Raw genomic sequence first — 16,723 nt, 5'->3', positions numbered from 1 at the left:
GCCGCCAGCTCGGCTTCGACCGCCGTGCGCTGCTCGCCGAGGCGGCGCAATTCGGCCAGCGCCTCGTCGCGGGCGGCTTCGGCGGCCCTTTTCTCGGCCGCGAGCCGCACCGTTTCGCGCCGCAGGGCGGCGGTGACGGTCCCGAGCACGGCGACCAGCACCGCGAGCAGGACGATTGCAAGGAGGATTCCGGTATTCATGGGAACAAAGGTAGGAATTTCTGCGGATTTTTTCTATCTTTACTCCCCGTAAACAGCTTTTGTGCTATGCAGCGTATAGTAGCCCCCTCGATGCTCTCGGCCGATTTCGGCCACCTCGAACGCGACACGCGGATGATCGACCGCAGTGCGGCCCGGTGGGTCCATATCGACGTGATGGATGGCGTCTTCGTGCCCAACATCTCGTTCGGATTCCCCGTGCTGAAAGCCATCCGCAAGGCCACGGCCAAGTGCCTGGACGTACACCTGATGATCGTCCGGCCCGAACGGTATGTCGAGCGCTTCGTCGAGGCCGGGGCCGACATCGTGACGTTCCACCTCGAAGCCGCCGCCGACCCGCGTGCTTGTGCCGCGCTGATCCGCCGCGCCGGTGCCCGTCCGGGCGTCTCGATCAAGCCCGCCACGCCGGTCGGGGCCCTCAGGGAACTGCTGCCCGAGGTCGATCTGGTGCTGGTGATGAGCGTCGAGCCGGGCTTCGGCGGGCAGCAGTTCATGCCCGCGGCGCTGGACAAGGTGCGCGAACTGCGCGCCCTGGCGGCCGGGCTGCGCCCCGAACTGCTGATCGAGGTCGACGGCGGCATCTCGTCGCGCAACGCCGGGGCGCTCTACGAGGCCGGAGCCGATGCGCTGGTGGCCGGAAACGCGGTTTTCGGCGCGGCGAATCCCGAGGACGAAATCCTCAACATATTGAATTCCTGAGTGGCATCCGCTGCTTCTGCGACCGGCCGGGCCGGGCGGGGTCAGCGAGTCGATGAATCGTTCTTCAAGATATGCCGCCGGGTCTCGCGGTCGAGCAGCCGGCGCAGTTCGCCCAGCAGCGGGTCGTCCTCGAACCACTGCGCGCCGTACGTGAGGTTGAACGCATAGTCGAACCCCGCGGGGTTCGCGCCCTGGTTGTGCTGGAGGAGGGTCTCGGCCTTGTCGAGTGCCTTGACCCAGCGGGCTTCCGGAGTTTCGGCCGCCTCGTACTCCTCCCAGACGGCCCGGATGCGGGTTCCCGCCTGGACGGGCAGCAGGGCGGTCATCCGCTCCACGGCGTTGCGCTCCGACTCCTCCTTGCGTCCGTCGGCGGATTGTTCCACCGCCGGAATATCCCCGTCGTAGGCCTCGCCCAGATCGTGGACCAGACATATCAGCAGCACCTTCAGCGGGTCGAGCTCGGGCCGCTCCGTGAGCAGCACGGCAGCCGTCAGCGCCAGCCGCCACGAGTGTTCGGCGGTGCTTTCGTGGCGTCCGGTCGAGGTGTAGGCCGTGCGCAGGACGCTCTTGAGCCGCTCGGCTTCGCGGATGAACAGCAGGTATCGTTCGAGGTTTTCCATCGTGACGGGGTGTTTGCGTGACCAAAGGTACGATATGTCGGATAAAATCGCTAACTTTGGGGCGATTTTCTACCGAATTATGATTTCACTCGACAACCTGACGGTCAGCTACGGCGGCTGGACCCTTTTCGACAATATCTCCTTTCTGATCAACCCCAAGGACCGCATCGGCCTGGTGGGCCGCAACGGCGCGGGCAAGACCACGCTGCTGCGGATCATCACGGGCGAGCAGCAGCCCACCTCGGGCGCCGTGACGCTGAACGGCGACTGCACGATCGGCTACCTGCCGCAGACCATGCGCGTCGCGGACACCACGACCCTGGTGGAGGAGACGGCCAAGGCGTTCGAGGAGGTGCTGCGGCTCGAAGCCGAGATCGAATCGCTGACGCACGAGATCACCGTGCGCACCGACTACGAAAGCGCCTCCTACGAGCAGCTGCTCCACCGCCTGAACGACGCGCAGGACCACTACCACATCCTCGGCGGCGAGACGCGCGAGGCCGACATCGAAAAGACGCTCCTGGGCCTTGGCTTCCGGCGCAGCGATTTCGAGCGCCCGACCAGCGAGTTCTCGGGCGGCTGGCGCATGCGCATCGAACTGGCCAAGCTGCTGCTAAGGCGTCCCTCGATCTTCCTCCTGGACGAACCGACGAACCACCTCGACATCGAGTCGATCCAGTGGCTCGAGGAGTACCTCAAAAATTACAACGGCGCTGTGCTGCTCATCTCGCACGACCGTGCCTTTCTGGACAACGTGACCAACCGCACGGTGGAGTTGTCGCTGGGCCACGTGACCGACTACAAGGTCTCCTACTCGAAATACGTCGTGCTGCGCGCCGAGCGCCGGGCGCAGCAGGTGGCGGCCTACGAGAACCAGCAGCGGATGATCGAAAAGACCGAGGAGTTCATCGAGAAATTCCGCTACAAGCCCACCAAGTCGAACCAGGTGCAGTCGCGCATCAAGCAGCTCGAACGGCTCGAACGGCTCGAAATCGAGGAGGAAGACCTCGCAACGCTCAATATCAAGTTCCCGCCCGCGCCCCGTTCGGGGCAGATCGTGGCCGAAATCCGGGAGGCGGGCATGTCATTCGGCGACAAACACGTCTTCAGCGGGGCCGATTTCATCATCGAAAAGGGCGACAAGATCGCGCTGGTCGGCCGCAACGGCGAGGGCAAGACCACCCTGGCGCGGATGCTCGTCGGGCAGCTCGCGCCCACCGAGGGCTCGGTGCGCCTCGGGGCCAATGTCAACATCGGCTACTACGCCCAAAACCAGGACGACCTGATGGACGGCGAGTTCACGGTCTACGACACGCTCGACCGCGTGGCCGTGGGCGACATCCGCACGCGCCTCAGGGACATTCTCGGGGCGTTCCTCTTCCGCGGCGAGGAGATCGACAAGCGGGTCAAGGTGCTTTCGGGCGGCGAGCGCGCGCGCCTGGCCATGGCGCGCATGATGCTCGAACCGAGGAACCTGCTGATTCTCGACGAGCCGACGAACCACATGGACATGCGTTCGAAAGACATCCTGAAAAACGCCATCCGGAAATACGACGGCACGGTGGTCGTGGTCTCGCACGACCGCGAATTTCTGGACGGACTGGTCCAGAAAGTCTACGAATTCCGCAACGGACGTGTCCGCGAATACCTCGGGGGCATCTACTATTTCCTCGAAAAGCGCAAACTCGAATCCTTGCAGGAGGTCGAGCGCCGCGATGCACCCGTCAAAGCGGAGGCTGCACCCAAGGCCGACAGCGGCGAGAAGCTCTCCTACGAGCAGCGCAAGGAGCAGGAGAAACAGCTGCGCAAGCTGCGCCGCGCGGTCGAAACCGTCGAGACCGAGCTCGCCCGGGTCGAGAAGCGGATCGCCGAATTCGACGCGAAATTCGCCGCCGCCCCAGCCTACGACGAGGCCGACTACAAGGAGTACAACGAGCTGAAAACCCGCTACGACCACCTGATGCACGAGTGGGAGAAAGCCTCCTACGAACTCGAAATCGTCGAAAACAGTTGATTATGAAGCGCGTTGTACCTTTCCTGACCTTGCTGGCGCTTTGCGCTTCCGGATGCCGGAGCGGGCGCACCGCTTCCGCGGGCAGTGCGCCGTCGGCCGCCCCGGCTGTCGCGGTGCGCAGCGAGGTTTCCCGCCTCGACTCGATCGTCTGTGCAGAGGCGTGTTGCGAATATACCTGCTACTATGCGGCCGGGAGCCGCAACCCGAAAGCGCTGGAGCATCTGCGCGCCATCCTGTTCGAGAGCTATCTGGTCGATGTCGATTTCGACGACTGCGCCGATGCGTCGGGCGCCGACCGGCTGCGGCATCGGCTGCTCGACAGCCTGCGGTCGCTCGAGTGGCTCGACGGCGAGCCGTGGACGGCGGTGCATGCGTTGTATCTGGCGTGGTCTGAACAGCAGCTCGAACGGGAGTATATCGTTTACCGGGCCGAACGCGATCCGGCTTATCTCTACGATTGCCCCCGCAGCGATTCGTTGCTGGTCCGCAGCGCCGACATCCTCACCCGAAGCGGCAACCGCTTCGTCGGCAAGGTGCGCGAGTTGCTGCGCGCCGACGAGCGTGCCAAATTCGAACGCGACAGCGTGACTTTCGACCGCGCATACCTGGCGTATACGCTCTCCCGGATCGACGCCTTGCTGACCGCACCGGACAGCATCCGCAACGCCCGCGAGCTGCTGTTCCAGCGAGTGAGCAACCACCTCAACGACGGCATCCATCGCCGGCTGGGCCAAGACGGCACGGTCGATTTTTCAATTTATATTCCCGAGTTCCTGCAACTCTTCGACAGCGTAAAGGTCGAGAGCTGGGAACCGTAATCAACGCACATCATGGACAATATCATTTTCGGGATCCGTCCCGTGGCCGAAGCCGTCGAGGCCGGCAAAGAGATCGAGCAGCTCTACATCCGCAAGGGCGCCGAGGGGCAGTTGATGCAGGAGCTCAAAGAGCTCTGCATGCGGCACAAAGTGCGCTACCAGGAGGTCCCGGTCGAGAAGCTCAACCGCCTCACTCGCGGCAACCACCAGGGCGTCGTGGCGCAGACCGCCGCCATCGCCTACGTCGGGTTGCAGGACATCCTGGACCGCGTGCCCGAGGACGAAACGCCGCTGGTGGTGGTCTTCGACGGTGTGACCGACGTGCGCAATTTCGGCGCCATCGCCCGCTCGGCCGAGTGTGCCGGGGCGCACGGGCTCATCACGCCGCTCAAGAACTCCGCCCCGGTGAATGCCGAAGCCATCCGCTCGTCGGCCGGCGCCCTGACGGCGATTCCGGTCTGCCGCGTGGGCTCCATCCGCAGCACGCTCCGCCTGTTGCAGGGCGAGGGCTTCCAGGTCGTCGCCGCCACCGAAAAGAGCCGCAAGCTGCTCTACGACGCCGATTTCCGCCGTCCGACGGCCCTGGTGATGGGCGCCGAGGACACGGGCATCTCGAAAGAAGTGCTCAAACTCTGCGACGAGCAGTTGGCCATTCCCCTGATCGGCCACATCGAATCGCTGAACGTCTCGGCCGCCGCCGCCGTCATGCTCTTCGAGGTGGTGCGGCAGCGTATCGGCTAAACCTTGCTAAAAATCCCTTACTGCCATGAAAGAGAAACTGCAACGTTATTTCCGCCTGTTGTCCGAGGGACTGAAAGCGTCCTTGCGCCATCACCCCGTCGAACTGCTGCTGATCGCCGTGAGCGCCGTGCTGATGGTGGTCGCCGAAGAGGCCGGCTGGAGCCACTGGAGCACGATCAAGCTCTGGCTGCTGCCCCTCTTCGCGCTCTTTGCGCTCATCGTCGGTACGCTGGCCGGCCGCACGCCGTGGCGCAAACTCTACTACGTTTCGTGGGCGCCGCTCGTTCCGCTGCTCTTCTGGCCCGGGCTTTTGGAGTGGATGTCCTCCACCCAGTTCGCCATTACGTGGCTGGTGCTGCTGCCGCTGGCGATCCTCCTCTGCCGGTGCGCCGCGGACAACCGCCGCTTCACCTCCGATGCGCTGATCTACCTGCGCTCGGCGCTGCTGGCCCTGTTTTTCGCTAACGTCGCGCTGGGGCTCTTCGAGGCGATCCTGTGGTCGACGGCCTATATCTTCGGCTTCGCCGACGCCCGGTGGGTGGAACAGGTCGCAACGGACGTGTTCATCCTTGCGGAGATGGGGGCCGTGCCGACGCTGTTTCTGGTGATGCTCGACCGCTGGGCCGGGTGCGAATGCCGGGGCTCGCGCGTCATGGAGGTGTTGGTGAACTACATCGTGACGCCCGCGCTGATGATCTATGCCGCCATCCTCTACCTCTACATGGCCAAGATCGTCGTGCTGTGGGAGCTGCCCGAGGGCGGCGTGGCTTATATGGTCTTCGCCTTTGCATTGTTTGCACTGCTCATGCTGGCGATGCAGGGCCTTTTGGACAAACGCATCGGCGCGTGGTTCTACCGCGCGTTCAGCTACGTGCTGCTGCCTGCCGTCGTGCTCTTTTGGGCCGGGGCGGGACGCCGGATCGCGGAGTACGGGCTGACTGAGGCCCGCGTGCTGCTCGTCGTCTGCGGAGCGCTGATGACCCTTGCGTTGCTCCTTTTCCTCGCGCGCCGCACGGGGCGCTACCTCTATCTGTGCCTGGTGGCGTTCCTCCTCTTCGGGATCATGGCCTACGTGCCGGGGATGCTGCCCGCCGAGATCGCCGGACGGGCGCAGTACAAACGGGCGGTGAAGCTGGCCCGGGGACTCGATCTGCTCAACGAGGAGGGGCGCCTCCGGCTCGACCGGATCGCTCCCGACTCGCTGACGCAACGGGATTACCGGCGTCTGTACGAATCGCTGGATTATGCCCGGAGCCGCGACGACGATTTCGACCGCCTGGGCGTCGACCTCGCCGATTTCCGCGAAGCGCTCCCGGCCGCGTACCACGATTACGTGGTCAACGGCTGGGAGTCTCCGGCGGACGAACGGAAGGACGATACGTTCGGTGTCTCCGACTACGAGGGACATCCCGTGCAGGATTTCGGCCGCTACCGGGTGCTCTATCCCGTCGTTCGGTCGTGGTACGACGACGAACACGTCAGTTACGAGTTCAGAAGCGATACGTTGCGCATCCATTTCGCGGGCGCCCGTCCGCCGTTCGTCATCGCTGCACGGGACCTGCTCGAAAAACAGATGAGCGAGACCGGGCTCCGGGCTTCGGATAGCAACCGGTCGGCTTTCGAAAACGCGGCGGACCGCCTTTTGACTTACCGCGACGACGAGGTGATGATCCTCTTCACGGACATGCGTTTCGAGGAGCGGGATTCGACCCTCCGTTTGCTCGATGTGACGGTCCGGCAGGTGCTGACCCGATGATCCGCTCTGTCGAACACCCCCGGCTGGGCGAGGTCGTCCTCTCCCGGACCCGCCGCGCCCGTCGCATCACGGTCACGGTGCGCGGCTCGGGGCAGGTGCGGCTGTCGTTTCCGCCCGGGGTTTCGGAGCGGCGGGCGCTGGCTTTCTTGGACGAAAAGGCCGGCTGGGTACTCGCTACCCGCTCGCGCCTGGCGGCCCGCCCGCCCGTCGCGCCCCCGCTGCCGCCCGACGAGGAGCGGGCCCGCACCGAGGAGTTGCGCCGCGCGGCCCGGGCCGATCTGCCGCCGCGCATCGAGCGCCTTGCCGCCGCAACGGGTCTCCGCTACGCCAAGCTCTCGATCCGCGCCTCGCGCACCAAGTGGGGGAGTTGCTCGGGGCGCAACCACATCTCGCTGAGTCTGTTTCTGGTGACCCTGCCCGAAAACCTGCGCGATTTCGTCATCGTCCACGAACTCTGCCACACGGTCCACCACGACCACTCCCCGCGCTTCCACGCCCTCCTCGACCGGCTTGTCGGCGGCAACGAAAAAGCCCTCAACCGGGAGTTGAAGGCTTTTACGATCCGCTGAAGCAGCGGTGCTATTTCCGCGCTCCGAACAACTCTTTCTCCTTGCGGTAGGTGAACGCCATGAAGAGGATCGAAAGACCGCAGGCCGCGATCAGCAGGATGAATGTCCAGTCCCAGCCGGCCGCTTCGGCCACGGTGCCCAGCACGATGTTGGCCAGTATGGCCGTGCCGAGGAAATAACCGAAAAATCCCGTCAGCCCCGCGGCCGTTCCGGCGGCGTTCTTGGGCGCCAGGTCGAGCGCCTGCACCCCGATGAGCATCACCGGACCGTAGATGAAGAAGCCGATGGCGATCAGCGAGACGGTGACCACCACGTAGTTGGCCGAGAACTGCCAGTAGAGGAAGATGAACACCGCGACCACGGCCATGAAGAGGATGGTCGGCATGGCGCGGCGGCCGTGGAAGACCTTGTCGCTGAGCCATCCGCAGAACAGCGTACCGGGAATGGCGGCGAACTCGTAGGCGAAATAGGCCCAGCCCGCCTGCTTGATGTCGTAGCCCTGCGCCTCCTTGAGGTAGGTGGGCGCCCAGTCCAGACAGCCGTAGCGCACCATGTAGACGAATGCGTTGGCAATGGCGATGAACCACAGCAGGCGGTTGTTGAGCACGTATTTGAAGAAGATTTCGCGGGTCGTGAGAACCTCCTCCTGCCGGGCGCTGTAATTTTTGGGGTAGTCGTCGCGCCACTGTTCGACGGGCGGCAGGCTGCACGCCTGCGGCGTGTCGCGGATCAACAGGTAGGCCACCAGCGCTACGAAGAGCGCCACGACGGCCGGAAAGAGGTAAGTGCCGATGAGAAAGTAAAGCTGCGTATTACCGGCATAAAACCACGAGCCGAACCAGATCGCGCCGTAAACGGCCATCGGCCCCACCAGCGCGCCGCCGACGTTGTGGGCGCAGTTCCAGATCGACATCATCGTGCCCCGCTCGTTCTGCGAGAACCAGTGGGTCATCACCCGTCCGCACGGGGGCCAGCCCATGCCGTTGAACCAACCGACCAGAAAGTTCAGCACGGCCATCAGCACGATCGCCGCATGGCGGTGTTCGGGTCCGAGCAGCGTCACCGGAACGATCATGAATACCATCGACAGGGCGGCCAGCACGAGGCCCAGCGGCAGGAACACGCGGGCGTTGCTGCGGTCCGAAACGCTGCCCATCAGGAATTTGGAGAGGGCATAGGCCACCGCGTTCATCGACAGCACCACGCTCAGTTCGCCGGTGTCGAAGCCCAGTGCGGCCAATTCGGGCATGGCCATCGAAAAGTTCTTGCGCACGATGTAAAAGCCGGCGTATCCGATGAAAATGCCCAGAAAGACGCGCAGCCGGAGACGACGGTAGGTCGCGTCGACGGCCTCGGGATCCGTCATCGGGGGCTTATGCGCGGGAGGTTGCAGTATTTTCCACATGGTCGGGTCGGGTAGTTTTTCGGTTCTGGTTCGTTCGGCCGGCTCAGACGGTGGCTGCCTCGGGGGATTCCTCTCCCGTGCAGGCCGCCCGGCTCGGGCGCACTTCGGCCGGAGCAGTCGCGTCCGAAGCCGGCATTTCGGCGGCAAAGATATAATTTTTTACCAGGCCCGCGAAATTTTCCACCTCCCGGTCGATCCACGCCTCGTCTTCGGCCAGTTCGCGGGCCATCAGGCGGGCCGCCACAGGCGCTGCGGCCAGCGCCTCGCGGGCGTCGACGAACAAGAGCCGCACGCGGCGCGCCAGCACGTCCTCGACCGTAAGGGCCATTTCCTCGCGCACGGCCCAGACGACCTCGGCCAGCGTGTAGCCGTATTTTTGAGAGAGACGCTCTCCCAGCTCGGGCCGCTGCCGGATGAGCTCGCGGATCTTCTCCTCGTCCGAGCCATAGACGTAGAGGTGGTTCGTCAGGTCGGGGTTTTTGCGGTAACCGTGGATCGGGAGTTTTTTGGTGACGCACTTGCGACGCGGCAGCTCCGCCACCTCGATCGCGCGGTCCACCGTGTCCTCGGCCATCAGCCGGTAAGAGGTCCACTTGCCGCCGGTTATGGTCACCAGCCCGTTGTCCGAGACGATGATCTTGTGGCTGCGCGAAAGCTCCTTGGTGCTGCGCCCCTCCTTTTTGGGTGCCGCCAGCGGCCGCTGCCCGGCGAACACCGAGAGGATGTCCGCATAAGTTGGAGCGGGGTTCATGTAACGGCCCGCGGTCGAAAGGATGAAGTCGATCTCTTCGCGCAGCGGCCGGGGCTCCTCCTCGGCCGTGGGGCGCACGATGTCGGTGGTGCCCACGACCACCTTGTCGTGCCAGGGCACGGCGAAGAGCACGCGGCCGTCGGAGGTTTTGGGCACCATGACGGCGTGGTCGCCGGGCAGAAACCGCCGGTCGAGGACCAGGTGCACGCCCTGGCTTGGGGTGACCATCCGCCGGTGCGCGGGGCTGTCCATGTGCATGACGTCGTCCACGAAGCAGCCCGCGGCGTTCACCACGCTGCGGGCCCGCAGCGTGTACTTCGTGCCCGACGGGTTGTCGGTGAAGCGCACCCCGGCCACGCGCCCGCGCGCGTCGTGCACGATTCCCACGACGGTGGCGTGGTTGAGGACCGTCCCGCCGTTCTCGACGCAGGTCTGCGCGAGGTTTATGGCCATGCGGGCGTCGTCGAACTGCCCGTCGTGGTAGACCACGCCGCCCTTCAGCCCCTTTTCCACAGCGGTGGGGATGTACTGCATCACCTTTTTGGCCGGGATGAATTTCGAGCGTCCGTAACCGAAACCGAACGAAAGCAGGTCGTAAAAGGTCAGTCCGCAAAAGTAGAGCACGTTGTCCCAATAGCTGTAATTGGAGATCACGAACGCCTGGTCCTTGACCAGATGGGGCGCGTTGGCTTTCATGCGCCCCCTTTCGCGCAGGGCTTCGAGCACCAGCATGACGTCGCCTTTTTGCAGGTAGCGCACGCCGCCGTGGACGAGTTTGGTCGAGCGGCTCGATGTGCACTTGGCGAAATCGGTCTTTTCCAACAGCGCAACGCTCATCCCGCGCGTGGCGGCATCCACCGCTACGCCCAGCCCCGTCGCACCGCCGCCGACCACCACCAAGTCCCACACCTTGTCCGTATCCGACAGATTCTTCAGTTGTGTCTTTCTATCCATTTTAAGGAGTGTATTTCGTTTTGCAACAAAAGTACGGATGATATTTTATATTTCAAAATAAAATAAGTTTTATTTCATAATATTCGGGTTCCGAATTGTCTGCCTGAAAAAATCGCATCGAATGTGGAGAAATCCGGAAATTATTTCGTAACTTGCATAACATAATGCTTAAACTTTCATTCGAGATGAATAAATCGGGCGAAGAAAACCTTTTGAGCCTTCCGGAGCGCCACAACCGGATTCTGACGCTGCTTCAGCAGAACGGTTCGATCTCCGTCGCGCAACTGGCCGAGCTGTTCCGGGTTTCGGAGGTAACCATCCGCAAGGACCTCACGCTGCTCGAACAGCAGAAGAAACTTTACCGCACCCATGGCAGCGCCATCCTCATCAGCCCCTACATCAGCGACCGCCACGTCAACGAGAAAGAGAAGCGGTGCGTGGCCGAGAAGAGGGCCATCGGCATGGCGGCCGCGGGCATGATCTCCGAGGGCGACTCGATCATCATCGCCTCGGGCACCACCATGGCTTTCCTGGCGCGCGAGATCGACCCCGAGGGGCACCTGACGGTGCTCACGGCCGCCGTTCCCGTGACGCAGATTCTCTCGCAGCATCCGCGTATCGACGTCATCCAGCTGGGCGGCATCACGCGCAGCAGTTCGGTTTCGGTCGTCGGTCCTTTCGCCGAACAAATGCTGAGCCATTTCAATTGCAGCAAACTCTTTCTCGGCGTGGACGGCATCGACCTGGAGTTCGGCCTGACGACGACCAACATGCTCGAAGCCTCGCTCAACAACGCCATGATCGACGCGGCGCAGAAAGTGGTGGTGCTGGCCGACAGCACCAAATTCGGCCGCCGGGGCTTCAGCAAGATCTGCGATCTGGAGGCCGTCGACCGCATCATTACCGACAGCGGCATCCAACCGCTCTACCTGGACCGCCTGCGCGAGCGCGGCATCGAGGTGACGGTGGTGGACCTCTGATCCCTCTCTTTTCGTTTCGCAACGGCGCGTGCCTCCGGGTGCGCGCCGTCGTATTATATTATAGGTATACCGCAACCTGCCGGCTTTCGAATTTCGCAAACGAAGACCGGATGTGCTAAAAATCGATTACAAATCCAAAATTCAGGTCCGAATATTTTGTTTTTAAATCTAAATCGCTAAATTTGTATTTTGAAATGAAATAGAATTATTTTTAAACCAAAACTTAACTGCCTATGAAAAAGATCTTCCATCCGGTATCCGGGCGGAACCGCCGTGCGGTTCGCCTCCCTGCCGGCTCTTCGGCGTGTCCGTTTTTCGGGACACTCACTCTTGTACAACCTTAAAACATCGGGAATGAATTTCAAACATTTGCTAACCAAAGCGCTGTCGCTTCTGGTTGCTCTGCTGCTTGCGGTGCTGACGGTATCTTCGCAGACCAAAACGGCCAGGGTGACCGGCAAAGTGACCGATGAGAACGGCGCTCCGATGGCGGGCGTCACCGTCGTCGTCGAGGGTTCGCCTACGATCGGTACCACCACCGGAACATCCGGTGAATACACCCTGAATTCCCCCCCCCACGGGGTTCTGATTTTCTCATTCTTAGGCTATAAGGAAGAGAAAATACCCTTGAACGCGCGTACGCGCGTCGATGCGGTCCTCCACCAGGACAACCAGGTCATCGACGAGGTGGTTGTCACCGCCCTGGGCCTTACGCGCGCCGAGAAATCGGTCGGCTACGCCCTCACCAAAGTCAGCGGCGACGTGGTCAACAACACCGTCTCGAGCAACTGGCTGAACAGCATGTCCGGCAAGGTTGCGGGCCTGAATTTCGACTATGCCTCCGCCGGTCCCGGCGGCTCGGTCCGCGCCACGCTCCGCGGCGAGGGATCGCTCTCCTACGACAACAACTCGGCCCTGTTCGTGGTCGACGGCGTACCGATCTATTCGGACATGACCGCCAGCAGCTCCGGCTCGGTGGCTTTCGATACCGACGCTCCGATCGACTACGGCAACGGCGCCAGCGACCTCAACCCCGAGGACATCGAGTCCATCTCGGTGCTCAAGGGCCCCTCGGCCACGGCCCTCTACGGCTCGCGCGCGGCCAACGGCGCCATCATCATCACCACCAAGAGCGGCCGCCGCGACAAGGGGCTGGGCATCACGTACAGCACCTCTTTCACGTTCGAGAACGCCGGCTTCTGGCCCGATTTCCAGACTCAGTACGGCGCCGGGCAGGCCGACCAGCGCTTCTACAACTACTGGAGCGTCCCCGCTGCCAACGCCGAGGATGGCATCGCCTCCACGGGCCGCACCTATGCCCGCGTGGGCTACGGACCCAAGTTCGACGGCCAGGAGTTCTACCAGTACGAGTCGCGCAACTGGGAGACCAACATGTACCGCAAGCTGCCGTGGGTCTACCGCGACTGGTACAAGGGTTTCTTCCAGACGGGCGTCACCTACAACAACAGCCTGGCCCTCGAGGCCAACAACGGCAAGGGCACCTCGATGCGCGTCTCCCTGCGCGACACGCGCAACGACTGGATCGTGCCCAACACGGGCTACACGAGCCAGTCCGTAAGCATCTCGATGAACCACAAGTTCAACAAGCTGCTGAAAGTCAACGCCAAGATCAACTACTACCGCAAGAACAGCGACAACCTCCCCATGTCGGGTTACAGCGGGGCCTCGCCGCTCTACACGCTGATCTGGAACCCCAACGTGGTGGACGTCTCCTCCTACTGGAAAGAGTGGCGCTACGGCCGCATCCAGCAGATGTACGCCGAGAACACGCCCAACCTGTTGATCAATTCGACCTATGCCGACAACGTCTACATGCAGGTCTACGAGCAGCTGAACACCCTCGACCGCGACCGCCTGTACGGCAACGTGGGCATGACTTTCAACCTTTGGAAAGAGAAGCTGACCCTGGCCGTCAAGTCGGGCGTCGATCTGAACACCGATTTCCGCACGCAGCAGAAACCCTGGTACTCGGTCAACTACAAGCGCGGCTATTACAAGGAGCAGACGGTCCGCAATTTCGAGATGAACAACGATTTTCTCCTGAACTACGCGGATCAGTTCGGCGATTTCACCCTGAACGCCTCGTTCGGCGGCAACAACTACGTCAAGGAGTACAACAACGTCCAGCTCTCGACCCCAGACGGCTTGCAGGAGCAGAACGTCTACATCCTGCAAAACGCCCGCAACCGGGTCAAGGAGTACGCCCGCCGCGAGAAATACGGCGTCAACAGCTTCTACGGCGTCGTCTCGCTCGGGTGGCGCGACATGCTCTTCCTCGACGTCACGGGCCGCAACGACTGGTCGTCGTCGCTGGCACCGGGTTACAACTCCTATTTCTACCCTTCGGTCAGCGCCAGCGTCCTGCTGGACAAGGTCCTGGGCCTGAGCGACCGCGCGCCGTGGATCGACATGCTCAAGGTGCGCGGTTCGTGGGCCAACGTGGGTAACGACACAAACCCCTACCAGTTGGAGCAGGTCTATACCAACAGCTCTTTCACGGGCGGTTACCACCCCGCGGGCACCATCCAGAACTACTACCTCAAACCCGAAAACATCGAGAGCTGGGAGGCGGGCATCGAGGCCAAGCTCTTCCGCAACCGCTGGACGTTCGACGTGGCCTACTACGACTCGCGCAGCACCAACCAGATCATCCCCGTACCGATCGACCAGGCCACGGGCGCCACGTCGAAAGTCATCAACGCCGGCGCCGTGCGCAACCACGGCGTCGAGATTTCGACCCGCATCCAGCCCGTCCGGTCCAAGAATTTCGACTATACGATCAACCTCAACTGGTCGAAGAACTGGAACAAGCTCGAAGAGCTGGCTCCGGGCGTGGACGTGTGGCAGATGAACAGCAGCATGAACATCGGCGGCAACATCTACATCAACGCCTATCCCGGCACCGAGCTGGGCCGCCTGTACGGCAAGGGCTACCAGCGGGCACCCCAGGGCGCCTATTACGTCGACTCCGAGGGCCGCATGGTGGATTGCTCCAATCAGGTGATCGTCGACGCCGCGTCGGGTTCGCCTAAACTGATGGAGGACGTCAAGGACCTCGGGTCGATCTATCCCGAGTGGACGGGCGGCATGACCCACACGCTGCGCTGGAAAAACCTGACGCTCAACCTGGCGTTCAGCTTCCAGTGGGGCGGCCACAGCTACTCGGTGACCCATTTCGCGCTGGCCTACCAGGGCAAGCTGACCAACTCGCTCGAGGGGCGCTACGACGGCCTGATCCACCCGGGCGTCAACCTCAACGCCGACGGCACCTATCAGCCCAACAATACCATCACCACCAGCATCGTCGATTACTACAACACCTACGTCTGGGCGCGTGAAAATGCCGAGAACAACGTCTTCGAAACCTCGTTCCTCAAACTCAAGGAACTCCGGCTCGACTACCGGCTTCCCGAGCGGATCTGCCGCAAGACGGGCTTCATCCAGGGCGTCTCGGTGGGCGTCTACGCCACCAACCTCTTCTGCTGGACCTCTTTCCCGTTCTACGATCCCGAGGCGGGCGCCACCATCGGCGCATCGATCAAGCGCGGCATCGAGTCGGGCGCCTATCCCATGACCCGCACCTGGGGTGTGAACCTCAAACTCACTTTCTAATCCTGCAACGAGATGAAAAAAATATATTTCCTTTTGACTACGGGTCTGCTTCTGGCGGCGTGTACGACGAATTTCGGCGAGTACAACCGCAATCCGAATCAAATGCCCGTGGGCGGCGTCGGGCCGTTCGGCATCATCGAGGACGCGATCTTCGACGGGGCGGACGGGCTGCTCTACCGCACCGTGCAGCTCAACGGCGAACTGGTGCAGTACACCACGCAGCGCTACACCGAGAACGTCCACCGCTACATCATCCGAGACAGCTACGTGCAGGGGGCCTGGAACCACCTCGCCCGCGCCGCGTCGTATGCCGACGAGATGCGCCGCCTGGCCGTCATCGCGCAGGAGGAGGGCATCCCCGAGGCCGACAACGCACTGGGCATCGCCCTCACGCTGCGCGCCCTCTACGTCTCCTACTGGACCGACATCTGGGGCGAGGTTCCTTTCTCGGAAGCCTTTCAGGGCCGCGTCGACGGCGGGCAGGGCAACACGCAGCCCCGCTTCGATACCCAGCAGGCGATCTACACGCAGCTGTTGGCCGATCTGGAACAAGCCAACAAGCTTTTCAACCCCTCGGCCAAGATCGACGAGGACCAAATGTCGATGATCCGCTCGAAGGACCTGCTGTACGGAGGCGATTTCGCCCGCTGGCGCAAGTTCGCCAACTCGCTGCACCTGCGCCTGTTGATGCGCCTGACGAACCGCGATGCGGAGACGGGCGCAGCGGAGGCTTTCAACCGCATCGTCTCCAATCCGGCGGACTATCCCGTCTTCACCTCCATCGACGATGCCGCCATCGTCTACTACACGGGCCAGGACCCCTTTGTCAACCGCTTCGGCGACGTGGCCGAACCGAGTTTCTCGTCCAATGCCCGCCTGATGGCCGAAAATCTGGTCAACCTCATGGACGAGAACGACGATCCCCGGCTGGGCATCTATGCCGTCCAGCGTAACAACCAGTGGAAAGGGCTGGTGAGCGGGTATTCGACCCCCGACACCGACCAGGCCGCTTCGGGCTGCGCCCTGATGAACAAGGACGTGCTGGGACTGAAGAACTCGCCCTATTCGCTCATGCGCTACGACGAGCTGCTGTTCCTCTTGTCGGAAGCCGCCAAGCGGGGCATGATCGCCGGCGGAGAGGCTGCGGCCGAGAAATACTACGACGAAGCCATTCTCTCCTCGATCGATTTCTGGGACGGGATCAACCCTTCGACCGACTACGAGGTCTCGGACCTCCAGCGCGAGCAGTTTCTTAAAAAAGTAGCTTACAACGGCTCCCTGGAGCGCATCCTGACGCAGAAATACATCGCTTTGTACTACGTCGGTTACGAGGCCTACTGCGACCTGCGCCGCACGGGCTATCCGCAGCTCAACATCGGCCCGGCCACCTCCAACGAGGGCGTGCTGCCCACGCGGCTGGTCTATCCCGAGCGGACGGTGAGCACCAACGAGGCCCATGTCCGCGAAGCCATCGCGCGACAGGGACCCGACAACATGCGTACGCCCGTCTGGTGGAGCGCCGTGGCGGCCGCCCGAACGAATGGTTCAACCAATTAAACTTACCG

General features: G+C 62.6%; 13 protein-coding genes. 9 read left to right on the top strand and 4 right to left on the bottom strand.

Annotated elements, in window-relative coordinates:
* The coding region (locus ACMQ11_RS10295; RefSeq protein WP_418992685.1) for a hypothetical protein at positions 1–200 on the bottom strand (200 nt) is incomplete at its 3' end.
* Between the two features lie 66 nt (positions 201–266).
* Here ACMQ11_RS10295 and rpe point away from each other — a divergent pair.
* Positions 267–917: a ribulose-phosphate 3-epimerase gene (gene rpe, locus ACMQ11_RS10290; protein WP_418992684.1), complete on the top strand. Its 651-nt coding sequence runs from the start codon at positions 267–269 to the stop codon at positions 915–917.
* Positions 918–958: 41 nt separating this feature from the next.
* Here rpe and ACMQ11_RS10285 read toward each other — a convergent pair whose 3' ends face one another.
* Positions 959–1,537, bottom strand: a complete 579-nt coding sequence (locus tag ACMQ11_RS10285) for an HD domain-containing protein (RefSeq protein ID WP_418992683.1) — start codon at positions 1,535–1,537, stop codon at positions 959–961.
* Between the two features lie 79 nt (positions 1,538–1,616).
* Here ACMQ11_RS10285 and abc-f point away from each other — a divergent pair, with 79 nt between their 5' ends.
* From abc-f to ACMQ11_RS10260, 5 genes are read left to right on the top strand one after another with little or no spacing between them, the layout of a single operon-like run.
* Positions 1,617–3,551 carry a ribosomal protection-like ABC-F family protein gene (gene abc-f / locus ACMQ11_RS10280; protein WP_418992682.1) on the top strand — a complete coding sequence of 645 codons (1,935 nt, stop codon included), beginning with the start codon at positions 1,617–1,619 and terminating at the stop codon, positions 3,549–3,551.
* Between the two features lie 2 nt (positions 3,552–3,553).
* Positions 3,554–4,369, top strand: a complete 816-nt coding sequence (locus ACMQ11_RS10275) for a hypothetical protein (RefSeq protein WP_418992681.1) — start codon at positions 3,554–3,556, stop codon at positions 4,367–4,369.
* A gap of 12 nt (positions 4,370–4,381) precedes the next feature.
* On the top strand, positions 4,382–5,110 hold the full coding sequence (gene rlmB, locus ACMQ11_RS10270; protein WP_418992680.1) for a 23S rRNA (guanosine(2251)-2'-O)-methyltransferase RlmB: 729 nt from the start codon (positions 4,382–4,384) through the stop codon (positions 5,108–5,110).
* 25 nt (positions 5,111–5,135) lie between these two features.
* Positions 5,136–6,866, top strand: a complete 1,731-nt coding sequence (locus tag ACMQ11_RS10265; RefSeq protein ID WP_418992679.1) for a DUF4153 domain-containing protein — start codon at positions 5,136–5,138, stop codon at positions 6,864–6,866.
* Positions 6,863–7,435, top strand: coding sequence for a M48 family metallopeptidase (locus ACMQ11_RS10260; RefSeq protein ID WP_418992678.1), 573 nt, complete (start codon positions 6,863–6,865; stop codon positions 7,433–7,435). The genes ACMQ11_RS10265 and ACMQ11_RS10260 overlap by 4 nt, the downstream gene beginning before the upstream one ends.
* Before the next feature lie 10 nt (positions 7,436–7,445).
* On the opposite strand, the gene pgtP is transcribed toward ACMQ11_RS10260, so the two are convergent.
* Together pgtP and ACMQ11_RS10250 are read right to left on the bottom strand one after the other, a co-directional pair.
* On the bottom strand, positions 7,446–8,840 hold the full coding sequence (gene pgtP / locus ACMQ11_RS10255) for a phosphoglycerate transporter protein PgtP (protein WP_418992677.1): 1,395 nt from the start codon (positions 8,838–8,840) through the stop codon (positions 7,446–7,448).
* A gap of 43 nt (positions 8,841–8,883) precedes the next feature.
* Positions 8,884–10,545 (bottom strand): FAD-dependent oxidoreductase, encoded by a 1,662-nt coding sequence (locus ACMQ11_RS10250; RefSeq protein ID WP_418992676.1) that lies wholly within the window; start codon positions 10,543–10,545, stop codon positions 8,884–8,886.
* Positions 10,546–10,730: 185 nt separating this feature from the next.
* Here ACMQ11_RS10250 and ACMQ11_RS10245 point away from each other — a divergent pair, with 185 nt between their 5' ends.
* The 3 genes from ACMQ11_RS10245 to ACMQ11_RS10235 all read left to right on the top strand — a co-directional run bounded on the left by ACMQ11_RS10245 (position 10,731) and on the right by ACMQ11_RS10235 (position 16,715).
* Entirely contained in the window at positions 10,731–11,525 is a 795-nt protein-coding gene (locus ACMQ11_RS10245) for a DeoR/GlpR family DNA-binding transcription regulator (RefSeq protein WP_418992675.1), read from the top strand.
* A 354-nt stretch (positions 11,526–11,879) separates the two neighbouring features.
* Positions 11,880–15,158 carry a SusC/RagA family TonB-linked outer membrane protein gene (locus ACMQ11_RS10240; protein WP_418992674.1) on the top strand — a complete coding sequence of 1,093 codons (3,279 nt, stop codon included), beginning with the start codon at positions 11,880–11,882 and terminating at the stop codon, positions 15,156–15,158.
* 12 nt (positions 15,159–15,170) lie between these two features.
* Positions 15,171–16,715: a SusD/RagB family nutrient-binding outer membrane lipoprotein gene (locus tag ACMQ11_RS10235; RefSeq protein ID WP_418992673.1), complete on the top strand. Its 1,545-nt coding sequence runs from the start codon at positions 15,171–15,173 to the stop codon at positions 16,713–16,715.
* The last annotated feature ends 8 nt before the right edge of the window (positions 16,716–16,723 follow it).

This window comes from Alistipes sp. (assembly GCF_048465575.1).
In the GTDB taxonomy this organism is placed as follows: domain Bacteria; phylum Bacteroidota; class Bacteroidia; order Bacteroidales; family Rikenellaceae; genus Alistipes.
This window is presented reverse-complemented; position numbering and strand designations above follow the sequence as displayed.

Coding starts and splice junctions, on each gene's coding strand:
- rpe (WP_418992684.1), top strand. CDS start 267: ATGCAGCGTATAGTAGCCCCCTCGATGCTCTCGGCCGATTTCGGCCAC.
- ACMQ11_RS10285 (WP_418992683.1), bottom strand. CDS start 1,537: ATGGAAAACCTCGAACGATACCTGCTGTTCATCCGCGAAGCCGAGCGG.
- abc-f (WP_418992682.1), top strand. CDS start 1,617: ATGATTTCACTCGACAACCTGACGGTCAGCTACGGCGGCTGGACCCTT.
- ACMQ11_RS10275 (WP_418992681.1), top strand. CDS start 3,554: ATGAAGCGCGTTGTACCTTTCCTGACCTTGCTGGCGCTTTGCGCTTCC.
- rlmB (WP_418992680.1), top strand. CDS start 4,382: ATGGACAATATCATTTTCGGGATCCGTCCCGTGGCCGAAGCCGTCGAG.
- ACMQ11_RS10265 (WP_418992679.1), top strand. CDS start 5,136: ATGAAAGAGAAACTGCAACGTTATTTCCGCCTGTTGTCCGAGGGACTG.
- ACMQ11_RS10260 (WP_418992678.1), top strand. CDS start 6,863: ATGATCCGCTCTGTCGAACACCCCCGGCTGGGCGAGGTCGTCCTCTCC.
- pgtP (WP_418992677.1), bottom strand. CDS start 8,840: ATGTGGAAAATACTGCAACCTCCCGCGCATAAGCCCCCGATGACGGAT.
- ACMQ11_RS10250 (WP_418992676.1), bottom strand. CDS start 10,545: ATGGATAGAAAGACACAACTGAAGAATCTGTCGGATACGGACAAGGTG.
- ACMQ11_RS10245 (WP_418992675.1), top strand. CDS start 10,731: ATGAATAAATCGGGCGAAGAAAACCTTTTGAGCCTTCCGGAGCGCCAC.
- ACMQ11_RS10240 (WP_418992674.1), top strand. CDS start 11,880: ATGAATTTCAAACATTTGCTAACCAAAGCGCTGTCGCTTCTGGTTGCT.
- ACMQ11_RS10235 (WP_418992673.1), top strand. CDS start 15,171: ATGAAAAAAATATATTTCCTTTTGACTACGGGTCTGCTTCTGGCGGCG.